Source organism: Pseudomonas sp. Root562 (assembly GCF_001427125.1).
In the GTDB taxonomy this organism is placed as follows: Bacteria; Pseudomonadota; Gammaproteobacteria; order Pseudomonadales; family Pseudomonadaceae; genus Aquipseudomonas.
The window spans coordinates 153501-166181 of the sequence record NZ_LMGK01000005.1; the positions used below are offsets into that span (position 1 = coordinate 153501).

Annotated in this window: 11 protein-coding genes; 5 read left to right on the top strand and 6 right to left on the bottom strand. The window is 59.2% G+C overall.

The features are described from left to right. Positions 1-12 precede the first annotated feature (12 nt). Entirely contained in the window at positions 13-1185 is a 1173-nt protein-coding gene (locus ASD60_RS06940) for a hypothetical protein (protein WP_056853288.1), read from the top strand. Positions 1186-1262: 77 nt separating this feature from the next. Here ASD60_RS06940 and can read toward each other — a convergent pair whose 3' ends face one another. Beyond that, on the bottom strand, positions 1263-1907 hold the full coding sequence (gene can / locus ASD60_RS06945) for a carbonate dehydratase (RefSeq protein WP_056853289.1): 645 nt from the start codon (positions 1905-1907) through the stop codon (positions 1263-1265). 168 nt (positions 1908-2075) lie between these two features. Between can and ASD60_RS06950 the strand changes: the two genes are divergently transcribed. Next, a complete protein-coding gene (locus ASD60_RS06950; RefSeq protein ID WP_056853290.1) occupies positions 2076-2480 on the top strand; it encodes a hypothetical protein in 405 nt (134 codons plus the stop codon). A 121-nt stretch (positions 2481-2601) separates the two neighbouring features. On the opposite strand, the gene rimI is transcribed toward ASD60_RS06950, so the two are convergent. Beyond that, positions 2602-3054 (bottom strand): ribosomal protein S18-alanine N-acetyltransferase, encoded by a 453-nt coding sequence (gene rimI / locus ASD60_RS06955; protein ID WP_056853291.1) that lies wholly within the window; start codon positions 3052-3054, stop codon positions 2602-2604. After that, positions 3047-3793: a hypothetical protein gene (locus tag ASD60_RS06960; protein ID WP_056853292.1), complete on the bottom strand. Its 747-nt coding sequence runs from the start codon at positions 3791-3793 to the stop codon at positions 3047-3049. The genes rimI and ASD60_RS06960 overlap by 8 nt, the downstream gene beginning before the upstream one ends. 235 nt (positions 3794-4028) lie before the next feature. On the opposite strand from ASD60_RS06960, the gene mksB reads away from it, so the two are divergent. From mksB to mksF, 3 genes are read left to right on the top strand one after another with little or no spacing between them, the layout of a single operon-like run. Further along, on the top strand, positions 4029-5309 hold the full coding sequence (gene mksB, locus ASD60_RS06965) for an Mks condensin complex protein MksB (protein ID WP_056853293.1): 1281 nt from the start codon (positions 4029-4031) through the stop codon (positions 5307-5309). After that, positions 5299-6000 carry an Mks condensin complex protein MksE gene (mksE, locus tag ASD60_RS06970; RefSeq protein WP_056853294.1) on the top strand — a complete coding sequence of 234 codons (702 nt, stop codon included), beginning with the start codon at positions 5299-5301 and terminating at the stop codon, positions 5998-6000. The genes mksB and mksE overlap by 11 nt, the downstream gene beginning before the upstream one ends. Next, entirely contained in the window at positions 5997-8837 is a 2841-nt protein-coding gene (gene mksF, locus ASD60_RS06975) for an Mks condensin complex protein MksF (RefSeq protein ID WP_056853295.1), read from the top strand. Before mksE ends, mksF begins: the two co-directional genes overlap by 4 nt. Positions 8838-8906: 69 nt before the next feature. Here mksF and ASD60_RS06980 read toward each other — a convergent pair whose 3' ends face one another. The 3 genes from ASD60_RS06980 to ASD60_RS06990 are packed head-to-tail and all read right to left on the bottom strand — an operon-like array spanning position 8907 to position 12472. After that, positions 8907-11210 carry a PqiB family protein gene (locus tag ASD60_RS06980; RefSeq protein WP_056853296.1) on the bottom strand — a complete coding sequence of 768 codons (2304 nt, stop codon included), beginning with the start codon at positions 11208-11210 and terminating at the stop codon, positions 8907-8909. Continuing rightward, positions 11203-11826 (bottom strand): paraquat-inducible protein A, encoded by a 624-nt coding sequence (locus ASD60_RS06985; protein ID WP_056853297.1) that lies wholly within the window; start codon positions 11824-11826, stop codon positions 11203-11205. Before ASD60_RS06985 ends, ASD60_RS06980 begins: the two co-directional genes overlap by 8 nt. Then, entirely contained in the window at positions 11813-12472 is a 660-nt protein-coding gene (locus tag ASD60_RS06990; RefSeq protein WP_056853298.1) for a paraquat-inducible protein A, read from the bottom strand. Before ASD60_RS06990 ends, ASD60_RS06985 begins: the two co-directional genes overlap by 14 nt. Between the last annotated feature and the right edge of the window lie 209 nt (positions 12473-12681).

The window sequence follows — 12681 nt, forward strand, 5'->3', positions numbered from 1 at the left end:
AAGGATCTGAGCATGATGAAACTCGCAAGCCTCACTCTTGCAGCCCTCACCTTGAGTGCCACAGCCCATGCCGATATCAACCTGAAGCTGGGCAGTACCGAACGCGTTACCCGCCTATTCGCCTACCCCAACAACTGCAACGTGATCTGCTTTCGCAACTGGACGCTTGAGCAAACCGTCGAGCACTATCTGACTCAAAGCGTACAACGCGATGGCTACAGCGATGCGAAGGTGTTGGTCAAAACAGACAACGCTCAGCTTTACGCCGAAATCACTGGCGTACCCAAACGTTATGAAAAGCCCCTGGCCGCGCTGCTTGACGCGGGTGACCTGGCCTACAACGGCGCCAGCAAACTGAATGCCGACGGCAAGTGGGCGTATAACTGGTATCTGTTCCTGCCGCTGGGCATGGCGCTGGAAAACCGCAGAAGCGTCGAGCTGCTGCACTTTCCGCCGGACTATTCGCTGACCCAGGCTCAGGATTACCTGCGGTCTGCCACCACTGATCGCTGGGCGACGCTGCTGACAGTCAACGGCGTTCCTGCCGAACAAACGCCGGGTTACCAGACAATCATCGATATCGCCCCGATTGCCGCACCGTCCAACGCCGGCAAGGACCTTGAGGGGGTCTATGGCTACTTCAAGGATTACCAGGCCACGATGGTCAAACAGATCAGCCTGAACGCCAGCGGCGAGCCCCTGCCAATGGTCGCCTTCGGCACACCGGTGCGAAACTGGGTCAAGGAGCAATACGGTCCGACGGTGAATGTGTTGAGCCTGGTCTACATCAGCCCGAACGATGGAGTGAAAGTCCCCGTTCTAGGCGCTAATCACCCGAGCTACATTTGGTACGCCGCGGACCCGGCGAATTACACGGGCACCGATGCCAAGGCCAAGGCCGATGCGGCGGGGCTCAAAGTCATGGGCCAGGATCTGAGTGCTTCGTGTTGGCAAGCGACTATGGGCCGTGAGTCGGACACCAATGCTGATGTCGAGCTGAAAAGCTGCACACAAATGTGGCAAGTGGCCCAGAAAGATAAAACCTGTGAGCTGTTCTACACCTCGATTCGCAACCTGACGCCTCAACAAGCCGTGGCCAAATGCGCGTCGGCAACGATCCAGGCCCAGCTCAAACAACTCAAGGCGCCAGCACCGGCAACGGCAATACCCGCGCCAGCGCTGTAAGTGGAAGTCAGCGCACGGGCGGCGCCGACGACCAGATGTTTGCCACACTGGCGTCGGCAACGCCACCGCTGATCGGTTTACAGCGGTTCGAACGGGCGCAGGCGGTACTGCGGCGGCAGCTGCTCGAAACCACTGATGGTGGTGTTCAGGCTTTTCCAGCGGCCGTCCTTGATCCCATAGATGCAACCGTGAATCGACAGGCTCTGCCCGCGATGCCAGGCATTTTGCACAATGCTGGTGTGCCCGACGTTGGCCACTTGCTGGATCACGTTCAGCTCGCAGAGACGGTCGACCCGCTCTTCCTCAGTCGCCAACGCAGCCAGTTCTTCACGCTTTTCGTAGTACAGATCACGAATCGAGCGCAGCCAGCCGTCGATCAGGCCGAACTGACGGTCCTGCATCGAGGCGCGCACGCCACCGCAGCCATAGTGGCCGGTCACCAGGATGTGTTTGACCTTGAGTACATCGACCGCGTACTGAATCACCGACAGACAGTTGAGGTCGGTGTGCAGCACCACGTTGGCCACATTGCGGTGGACGAATAGATCGCCCGGCAGCATGCCGACGATTTCGTTGGCCGGCACCCGTGCGTCGGAACAGCCGATCCACAGGAACTCGGGAGTCTGTTGGCGAGCCAGCTTGGCGAAGAAGTCAGGATCCTTTTTAGTGATCGCGTCAGCCCAGCGCTCGTTGTTATCAATCAGATCTTGTAATTCGTTCATGCTTTGAAGCCTCAAGAATGGTGCGCAGTTTTGACTGACAACCGTCCGTCGGGGTCACGCGCAAAATGCAGTTGTTCTCCAGTTACCTGCTGCAGGGCTCCATGCCGGTGGAATTCTCGGTAACCCAATGGGTCCACCCTAGTAAGGCCCACAGTATGAGGAATTACCATGACTGAATCACGCCGTCCTTACGATGCGGTGCAACCGGAACCCATCGATGACAACGAAGACCGCATGGGTTCGATGAGCGAACTGGACTTCGATGATGACGAACCCAGCGCAAAAATCGGCGACGAGTTGCCGGACAAGGAGCGCGAGCAACTGATGCCACGCCAGCGCGTGCGCGAAGCCGGCATGACTGGCGCCTCGACGGGCGACCACGAACCCACTGACGACGACATGAGCCCGGAAACCCTGATCCGCGAAGACGGTGCCAGGGATGCCAATGAAGCCGGCAACGGCAATCAGGCTGATTGGGACTTGAGCATTGTCGGTGAAGACGACATTGGCGGTGGCGACGGGCTGGATGAAGCGGAGATGGCGCAGCGCGATCCACTGGACCGCAGGCGCTGATTTTTTGTGGCGAGGGAGCTTGCTCCCGTTCGGCTGCGCAGCAGTCGCCAGATGCCCGCCCGCCTCACAAGGGAGCGCCTTGCGGCCCGGCGCGAGCAAGCTCCCTCGCCACAATGGTGATTCAGTCCACCAGCGTACAGGCCATCACCACTGCATCTTCACGCCCGCCCACCGCCGGGTAGTAATCCCGCCGACGGCCGATTTCGTTGAAGCCATAGCGTTCGTACAATTTGAACGCGGCGGTATTGCTGTCGCGCACCTCTAGAAAACATTCTCGAGCGTCAGCCTTGTAGGCAATCGACATCAGATGCTCCAGCAACGTCAAACCCAGGCCACGGCCCTGATTTTCCGGTTTGACGGTGATGTTCAGCAAATGCGCCTCGTCGAGGATGATCTGCACCACACCGTGGCCGACCTGCTGCTGACCTTCAAACATCAGCCAGATCTGGTACTTGCCCAGCCCGTCGAGAAAAATTCCGCGGGTCCAGGGATGGCTGTAGGCCGCGTATTCAATCTTCAGAACAGATTCCAGGTCCGCCTCGATCATCGGGCGGAACGATACCGCGTCACTCATTCGATTCTTTCCAACGCGCCATCAGCCGACGCATGGCTTGCCAGACATCAGCCTTACGCTGTGGCTCTTCCATTAATAATTCCAGGCCCGGCACCGCCCAGGCGCAGCCCAGGCCTTCGATCTGCAGTTCCCGGTTGAAGGACTCGGCATCCGCCTCACCGGCGAAACGCACCGCGGGCAGGCCGATCAGCCACACACAGACGCACGGTGCATCTTCCAGCCGGGCCGAGAGAAAACCCTGAACAAAATCGCGGGCAGCTTCCGGACCTTGATCCATCGTGCCGCGCACCAGTAATGGCCAGCGTACTGGCTCACCGACAATCTGCGGGCTGTCCGGCAGACCGGCGGCGCGCAGCATGTCCTTGAGCAGCAGATAAGCGGGGTCGCGGGCCTGAAACGCCTCGCCTGTGGGTAACTCGACCAGCAGCAGGCAACGCCCGGCGCGCAGCAACTGCAAGGCGAAGCGCGGTGGCGGCACAATCGGTGCCTTGACCACGAGCGGCGCTTCTACAGCCTCTTCCACCGCTACGGCACCGGTACGCGTGCTCGCAAGCGATGGCCGTGGCACCTCGACCTTGACCCGTTCAGCCGGTTTGACCACTGGTGCCACGGGCACTTCAGCCACGGCAGCCGGTGCCACAGGCGCGACGACCATCGGCTCGGGCATTTCCAGCAGTTCGGGCCGCGACGGGGCGGCAAAGGGTAATTCGGTGCGCGGCAGCCAGTTGACCACCTGCATGGCGTTCAAATAAGCGCGACGGCGGGACTCGATAAGCAAAGGTCGGCCACTTGTGGATAACTAAAGTTGAGGGATTCTACCGCCCTTCGCCCAAGATCGCCCGCAGTTGATCGACAGACTGCACCGATAGTCTTTGCACCAGTGAAAAAAGGCGACAGCCTGTCCCGAGAGTGAATCGCATCGCGCCCAATGCAGTACAATCGCGGCTTTTAATCGCCAACAGCCGGCCATTCCGATGATCGAACCCAAGCGCGTCTTGCGCGCCCTCGCTGAACACTGGGCACTTCTGGAGCCACTGTGCGAGCACTTCGACCAAGGCACACTGAGCCTCAACGAATTGCGTTCACAGTTGGCCGCCCAGCAACTCGACAGTACGCCGCAGGACATCACCAGCCTGCTGGATGTGTGGATTCGCCTCGATATTCTGGTTCCCGTGGCGAAAAGCCCGAACCGTTTCGAACTCAACGCGCAGATTCACGACTTCCTCGCCTATCTGCGCCGTGAACACCGTCTGGGCCTTTGCCTGGAGATCGAAGCCTATCTGCGCCACCTCGAGCGTCTGGCCGGTTACATCCAGGATGCATTCGATATCCGTGACGGCAATGACCTCGCCCGTCAGTTGCGTCTGCTCGACATGCGCGTCCGTGACGTACTGAAAAAGCTCGATAACGACGAACAGGCACTGGTGGCTGTCGCCGAACGGGCGAAAACCAGCGACCGACAGATTCCGCTGCGCCAGCGTTACGCTGAAGTGCTGGCGACCTGGGACGAATACGTCGAACCGATGATCGATCTGGTGAACGCCGACGGCGCCTTCGAACAAGGCGTGCGCAAGGTCGAGACCGTCCTGCTGAAGATGCTCAGCGAACAGCAGCGGCTCGGCCACCTGGTCGATGACGACATGCTGCTGCGCACCCACGCGCGCATCCTCGAAATGCAGACCAGCGCCCAATTGACCCTGCGTCACGCCCGCGAACTGCTGCTGCCGCTGCGCGAAGAAGCACGTCGACATAACGCGGTGACCCGTGGCGCCGCGCTGGCGCTGTCGATGATCCGCCGCAAAGGCATCGACGCCGTACCGCAAGCGGCCATGCCGATGTTCACCCGCCCGCAAAGCACCTTTCTCGGCAGCGCCAGTCAGGTCGAGGCCTACGTGTACGCTTTGGCCCGTTTCGAACCGAAACCGGCGCGCTTTCCCAAGGCGCACAAAACCCACAAGGGCGGCGATGCCCCGCGTGCGCCACGCACGGTCCGGGAAATGCTCGAGCGCTGCGAGGACGCCTTGCCGATGCCGGATCTGATGACCTGGCTGCTGGAACAGGAACCGGACGGCGCCACCGACGAATTGCTGTACTGGTTCTCGCGCCTGTCGAGGGAAAAACGCTTCAAGCGCGAACGCCTGGAACGTCGCGACTACTTCACACATGAGCACCAGGTCAGCCTGCGCTCCTTCGCCCTGCTCTCGGCCGGCCCTGACGCTACCGAGGATTCTGCGAGCACCCCTTATGCATCTTGATCTATCCGAACTGTCCCAACTGGCGCCGATCTTCCGCGAGCTGTTCAAGGGTTACCATGTCAGCCGCCGCGATCCGGAGCTGTACGCTCAGCTGTCGAACTTTCAGGACCAGTACCGCACACTCTTCAAGGCACTGGGTTTTGAACTGGTCTGCGACACCCGTGGTTTCTACTATTTCGTACCGGACCTCGCCGCTGCCGCGGTAAACAAGACGGCCCAGCGCCTGGCGCTGTTCACCTTCATCCTCGTCGAGCATCTGGCCGATCAGGGGCGCGATCCGATCGCCGTGCTCGACGGTGGGAGCCTCGGTCGCGACGAACTGCCATCGTTGCTGGAAAAGTACCGCGACCTGTTCATTCAGGCCGAAGTGCAGACCCAGGACGAACTCGAAGAAAAGATCATGCGCCGCATGACCCAACTCGGTTTCGCCAGCGAAGAAAACGGCGTTTACCGCTTTCTGCCGCCGATGCACCGCTTCCTCGACGTCTGCCTGTCGGTCCAGCAAGACCGAGACCTGGCCGCCAGCCTGCACAGCGTCTTGCCACTGCCCGTGCCGGTGCTGATCGACGAAGACAGCGACGAAAAACTGCTGCAGACCGACGACCCGCTGGACCTGAGCGAATTCGAAAGTGAAAGCGAAGAAGACGCCCTGGCCCGCGCCATTGCCGAAGAACAGGAGCTCGACGCATGAGCAAGGAACGTTACGGCATCCGCCGCTTTGCCCTTCTGAACACCGCCGGCTACAGCCTCGGCCTGTTTCCGCTGGAAGAACCGTTGTCGGTCTACGGCGCGAACAACCTCGGTAAATCCGCTTCGATCAACGCCTTGCAGTTCCCGATTCTGGCGCGCATGTCGGACATGAGTTTCGGCAAGTACAGCCTGGAACAATCCCGGCGTTTCTACTTCGCCTCGGACACCAGTTACATTCTGGTGGAAGTGAACCTGCCCCACGGCCCACACGTGATCGGCGTGGTCGGGCGCGGCCCGGGCGGTGGTTTCGGTCACCAGTTCTTCGCCTACGCCGGTAAGCTCGATCTGGCTCATTACCAGAAAAACGACACCTGCCTGCGTCAGAAAGAACTGTTCACCAACCTCGAGCGCGAAGGCCTGAAAGCCTATGAACTCAAGCCTGATGAACTGCGTCGTCTGCTGGTCGGTGGTCACACATCGATTCCGCTGGACCTGACACTGATTCCGCTGCGCTCCACCAGCGAACAGAGCCTGAAGACGTTCCGCGCGTTGTTCATCAACCTGCTGCACATGCGTGAAATTACCGCGGCCAAGCTCAAGCAATTGTTCCTCGATGCGTTCGAGCACAGCCTGCGTTCCGGTAGCGTCGATTACATTGCCGCGTGCGAAGAAGCCTTCCGCGATGTACGACGGATGGAGCAGGACTACAACTCGCTGGTCGCCGCCGGCCCACTCGTCGAAGCGTTGGCCAATGGCGTGAAGCAGCGCGACATCCTGCGCGGCAAGCTGCACCGGATTTCGCCACTGCTCGATTCCCTGCTGGGCACCTGGTCGGACTACGCCAGTGCGCGCAAGGAAGAGCTGACCATTCAGGCCGAGCATTACCGCAACGAGCAGGACGCCCTGCAAAACGATCAGCGTGGCGGCACCCAGGAATTGATGCGTCTGGAGCGGGAAATCACCGGCATCCAGCGCTGGCTCGGCGAACTGGCGGTGCTCAAGCACCGCTTTGCCCTGGTCGATGACGTCAAAGTGCTGGAGCAGCAATTGCTCGCGGCCAAAGACGCTCACGATGAACTGGCCGGTGCTCTGGCTCAGTCGCGCCAGTTCAGCGCCGAAGATCTGGAAGAGCGCCTGCGGGAGCTGGAAAAACGCCTGAAGTCGGTCAAGCAGCAACTCGACCATGCCGACAACAACAGTTATGCGCGCCTGCGCGAAGAGTTCTCGCAGCAGGACGTCGAGCGCCTGATGCGCCTGTTCAACAGCGCATTGTTCAGCCTGCCATTGGGCGAGCACGGCATCACCCTCGACGAGAACGGCGACTGGGTGAAATCCGTGGAACTGATCCTCGACGGTTTCAAAGGCGAGCGCTTCGAAGTGCCGGGCCTGTCCATCGACATCTCGCACATCGAGCCGCCAGCCTTGCAGGCGCTGGCCGACCGTGCAGCGTTGCGCGATCAGAAAGAGCGTCTGGACAAAGAACTCAAGCAACTGAAAACCCAGCAAGCCGTGGCTGCCGACCGCGCCGCGAGCAAGACCCAGACCGAAGCGCTGTACCAGCAAGTGCTGGACGCGCAGAAAGCCCTGGAAGATTTCCGTCGCGCCCAGACCTTGAGCGCTGAAGAAGGCGACAAACTGGAACAACTCGCGCAAATGGAAGCGGCGCAGGACGAGCTGAAGCGCTCCAGCGATGCGTTCACCGAGCGCGTCCAGCAACTGTCAGCCAAGCTGCAACTGGTCGGCCGCCAGATCGGCGACATGGAAGCCAAGCAACGCACCCTCGACGACGCATTGCGCCGCCGCCAGTTGCTGCCGGCGGACTTGCCCTTCGGCACGCCGTTCATGGACCCGATCGACGACTCCATGGACAACCTGCTGCCACTGCTCAATGACTATCAGGACAGCTGGCAAGGCCTGTTGCGCGCTGATGGCCAGATCGAAGCGCTGTACGCGCAGGTCCGCCTCAAGGGCGTGGCCAAGTTCGACAGCGAAGACGATATGGAGCGTCGCCTGTCACTGCTGATCAACGCCTACGCGCACCGTACCGATGAAGCCCTGACCCTGGGCAAGGCCCGTCGTGCCGCTGTGACTGACATCGCCCGCACCTTGCGCAACATCCGCAGCGACTACGACAGCCTCGAGCATCAACTGGCGCTGTTCAACCGCGAGATCAACAAACGCCAGGTGTCCAACCTGCAGAGCTTCCGCATCGTGCTCGCGCCGAACAAGGAAGCGCTCAAGCACATCGACCAGATCATCCACAGCGCCGGTCAGTACGAAGAAGGCGAAACCCTGTCGGTGTTCGACCTCAGCCAAAGCGCGGAACAGGACAACAAGAACGAAGAGGCCAAGGAATATCTGGCTCGACTGGTAGCGGCCAACCACAACCAGCTCGGCCTCAAGGACTTGTTCGAACTGGCGTTCGAGATCACCAAGGTCAACGGTCAACCGGTGATCCACACCGACATCGATGGCGCGGCCTCCAACGGCACCACCATGACCATCAAGGCGCTGACCAACATGTACTTGTTGCTGCACTTGATGGACCGCGACCTGGCCGGGCGTGTGCGCTTGCCGTACTACCTCGACGAAGCCGCGGACATCGATGAGAAGAACCAGGCTGCATTGCTGGAAACCAGCCTGCAACTGGGCTTCGTGCCGATCCTCGCGAGTGTGAAACCGCAGGTTTGCGCCAGTGTCGCGATCGACCTGGAAGGCGGCAGCGGTCCGGCGGGCATCTACATCGACGAGGCGGACTGGAAGTACATCCGTCGTCACGATCAAGTGAAGGCAACGCTCAACGTTGCAGCGGATGAGCCGGAACTGGATGCGGTTTGATCCGGTTTAGTCGAAGGCATTAAAAAGGCCGCGATCCAATGGATCGCGGCCTTTTTCATTCTTGCCGGCTTACTTGCCGAGGGAAATTTTCGGTGCCCAGGTCAGCCATTCCTCTTCGAACTTGTCGAACAACGGGAACGTCTGTTCCGGCCGCACGGCGCTGCCCATCCGCTCACCGTCCGGCGTGGCAAACGCAACGCCGCCCTGAATCATGGTTTCCAGCGACTCGGTTCTCACCGTTGCGCCTTTGAAAAGACCGACATCGAAATCAAACCCGCTGGTATTCCAGAAGCGCGTACCGCTACGCACCAACGGTGCGTATTTAGGCTCGATCAGGATGTGGATCAGCACGCGGTCCGCCGTCTGGCCCAGCTCATACCCCGTCACCTTACCCACGGTGATTTCGCGATAGGTCACCGGCACCCCGGCTTTCAACGAACCTCGGCGGGCAGCGCTCAGTACCAGGCTTAATCCGGCTTCAGCCTTGGCGGTTTCGGGTGGACTGGACAGAGCCACAAAGCTTTTCTGCGGGCCGAGGTTCTTCGCGGCTGGCTGCACTTCGATGTATTGCCCAGTCACCAACGTTTCGAGGTTGGATGTCTTGATCAGCCCCAACTCAGGCTTGACCACCCAGAACTCGCTGCCAACTCGCGCGATGCGCTCGGGTACTTCGGTGATGCGTGCCGTCAGCAGTACCGATTGAAGATCATCACTGAGGTCAACGTTCTCGATCTTGCCGACATCCAGACCCTTGAAGCGAATGGGAGTCCCTGCTCGCAACCCATCGGCGCGATCGACCTTGATCGTGATCACCGCGCCTTTCTGATTGGCTTCCTCATGGCTGGCGAACAGGCGGAACCGCGGAATCCGTTTCTGCAATGGCGCATTGGCCTGCGGTGTTTCAAAGGCAATGCCGCCAGCCATCAGGCTTTGCAGCGACTCACTCTTGACTTGAATACCGCCGGTCAACCCGCCCGTCAGCGTGATACCGCTGGCATTCCAGAACCGCGTCGAGGCGTTGACCAGGTTTTCGTACTCCTTCTCGATGTGGACGCCGATCACCAACTGGTTTCTTTTACGCGAGAACTGGTAGCTCTGTACCGACCCGACTTTCACCTGTTTGTAGAGAATCGGGCTGCCGACTTCCAGCGAACCAAGGTTCTCGGTGAACAACACCAGGTGCAGACCCGGCGAGCGCAGATCCAGCGGCGGCGCCTTGGGCCGCGCGACGAACTCACGTTGCGGCGCTGCACCTTTGTCACCGGGGCGCACAGCAATGTAATTACCTTTGACCAATGCCTCCAGGCCGGTAATGCCGGCCAACGAAATGGACGGCTTGACCACCCAGAACTGCGTGCCGTCGACCAGGTAATCCTCGGCCAGCGGGTCCAGCGTCAATTCGGCGCTGGCGGCGGAGAGATCCGGATCAACCTTGAGCGCCTTGAGCGTGCCGACCTGAATACCTTTGTACATGACCGGCGTACGACCAGCCTGTAAGCCTTCGAAGTCACTGAGCTTGACCTTGACCTTGATACCCGCTGCCGCTGCATCGAAATCCTCATACAGACGGAACGGCAAGCTCGGATCAGTAGGCGGACTGTCCTTGCGGTTTTCCGGCGTTGCAAAGGCAATACCGCCGGCGACGATACTGGCCAGAGATTCGCTGCGTACCTTCACGCCTGACAGATTGGCATCGATGCTGATGCCGCTGGCGTTCCAGAAACGCGTGTGTTTACGCACCAGCTTGGCGTAAGTCGGCTCTATAAACACCTTGAGTTCAACGGTGCTCTGATCCTCGGAGAGCACGTAACTCTTGATCTGTCCCACTTTGATCTGCTTGTAGAACACCGGACTGCCACGGTTCAAAGAGCCCAGTCGATCGGCTTTGATCGTGAGGTGCAGGCCGGGTTGAGCATCGGAAAGCGGCGGCTCTTCGGCCAGTGCCTTGAACTTGCGAGTGGGCTCGCCTTCACCGGGGCTGATCGCCACATAGTTACCCGAAACCAGCGTTTCCAGGCCGGTGATACCAGCGAGCGTCACACTCGGTTTGACCAACCAGAAACGCGTGCTGGTCCGAAGATATTGCTCGACATCCTTGTTCATTTCGACGGTGGCGATGACGCCCTTGGAACTCCCTTCATCATCGAGCTTGAGGGTTTTCACCTTACCTACCGACATGCCCTTGTAAACCACTTCGGTCTTGTTGGCCTGGATACCTTCGCCGCTCTCGAAACGCACCTGTATCTCGATGCCGTTCTCGTTATAGGCACGCCAGCCGAGCCAACCGCCAATAATCAGGGCGATCAGAGGTAACACCCAAATGGCTGACCAGTTCGAGGCCGGTCGGGTTTTCGCTACAGGCAAATCAGTCATGGTCGTCGTCCGACTCCGTGTTATCCCAAATCAGTCGGGGATCGAAAGTTACTGCGGCAAGCATCGTCAGAATTACCACGCTGGCAAAAGCGACCGCACCAGGATTGGCTTCAATGCTGGCAAGCCGCCCAAAATTAACGACCGCCACCAGGATGGCGATCACAAAGATATCGAGCATCGACCATCGCCCGATGAATTCAATAAAGCGGTACATCCAGATGCGTTGACGGGCCGACAAGGGTTGACGGCGCTGCACCGAAAACAGCAGCAGGCCAATACCCACGAGTTTGAACGTGGGGACCACGATACTGGCGATAAACACCACGGCCGCAATGGGGAACATTCCGTAGTGAACCAGTTCGATCACACCGGCCATGATCGTGCTGGGCGCACCTTTGCCAAGGGAATTGACGGTCATGATCGGCAACATATTGGCCGGTATGTAAAGAATGGCAGCCGTAATCAGCAAGGCCCAGGTCCGAACCAGACTATTCGGGCGGCGGGCGTGAACCAACGCTCCGCAGCGTGTACAGACTTGCTCATCGGTATCAGCTTCCTGCCTGTTCAACTCATGACATTCCGCACAAATCAGAATGCCTGCATCAATCGCCCGCATGGGCATCTTCTCCTGACAAAGCCTGCCAGATCTGGTGAGGTGACATGACGACCTCCAACCAGACCTGAATCAGCAACAAACCAATAAAGCACGCCAGACCAAGTCCTACGGTGATTGCTGCCATATCGGCCAGTTTGACGATCGCCACCAATACGCCCATGAGGTACACCTCAAGCATTCCCCAGTCGCGCAAGTGGTGATAAATGCGGTAGAGCAGCAAGCCGTAACTGCGCCCGATATTGAAACGGATGCTCAGTAATACGATCAGTTGACACAGCAGCTTGAGCAGCGGAATGGCCATGCTGCACAGAAACACGATCACTGAAACGCTTTGCATGCCTGTGTCAAAAAGCGCGACCACACCACTCCAGACAGTGTCGTGAGCCGATTGCCCGAGTAGATTGAGTTGCATGATGGGTAAAAAGTTCGCCGGGATGTACAACAGCAGCGCCGCTATGACCAGGGCAAGACTTCGCTGCACGACGTTGTGACGGTGGGCATAGAGTTCATAGCCACAGCGCGGGCACAGGGCTTTCTCGCCATGAGCGAGCTTGGGCTTGCGCATCAGCAAATCGCACTCATGGCACGCAACCAGATTTTCTAGTGGTAATTCTGACAGCCCTGGGGTGTCAACCGGCTCTGGCATAAGCCCTCTGAATCTGAAAAAGTTGGACCTATTCTAGTGTCCTGGGTGGAAAATAACTGTGCAAATTTGTGTCGCGCATGACACGTTTTTCTTGCGCACAAAAACAAAACCCCAACTGCTTTCGCAATTGGGGTTTCGGAATTTAATCTTGACGATGACCTACTCTCACATGGGGAAACCCCACACTACCATCGGCGATGCATCGTTTC

Bases quoted from the DNA above. Each gene is read 5' to 3' on its own strand.
- mksB (WP_056853293.1), top strand. From the start codon at position 4,029: ATGATCGAACCCAAGCGCGTCTTGCGCGCCCTCGCTGAACACTGGGCA.
- mksE (WP_056853294.1), top strand. From the start codon at position 5,299: ATGCATCTTGATCTATCCGAACTGTCCCAACTGGCGCCGATCTTCCGC.
- ASD60_RS06985 (WP_056853297.1), bottom strand. From the start codon at position 11,826: ATGCGGGCGATTGATGCAGGCATTCTGATTTGTGCGGAATGTCATGAG.
- ASD60_RS06960 (WP_056853292.1), bottom strand. From the start codon at position 3,793: ATGCAGGTGGTCAACTGGCTGCCGCGCACCGAATTACCCTTTGCCGCC.
- ASD60_RS06990 (WP_056853298.1), bottom strand. From the start codon at position 12,472: ATGCCAGAGCCGGTTGACACCCCAGGGCTGTCAGAATTACCACTAGAA.
- mksF (WP_056853295.1), top strand. From the start codon at position 5,997: ATGAGCAAGGAACGTTACGGCATCCGCCGCTTTGCCCTTCTGAACACC.
- rimI (WP_056853291.1), bottom strand. From the start codon at position 3,054: ATGAGTGACGCGGTATCGTTCCGCCCGATGATCGAGGCGGACCTGGAA.
- ASD60_RS06980 (WP_056853296.1), bottom strand. From the start codon at position 11,210: ATGACTGATTTGCCTGTAGCGAAAACCCGACCGGCCTCGAACTGGTCA.
- ASD60_RS06940 (WP_056853288.1), top strand. From the start codon at position 13: ATGATGAAACTCGCAAGCCTCACTCTTGCAGCCCTCACCTTGAGTGCC.
- ASD60_RS06950 (WP_056853290.1), top strand. From the start codon at position 2,076: ATGACTGAATCACGCCGTCCTTACGATGCGGTGCAACCGGAACCCATC.
- can (WP_056853289.1), bottom strand. From the start codon at position 1,907: ATGAACGAATTACAAGATCTGATTGATAACAACGAGCGCTGGGCTGAC.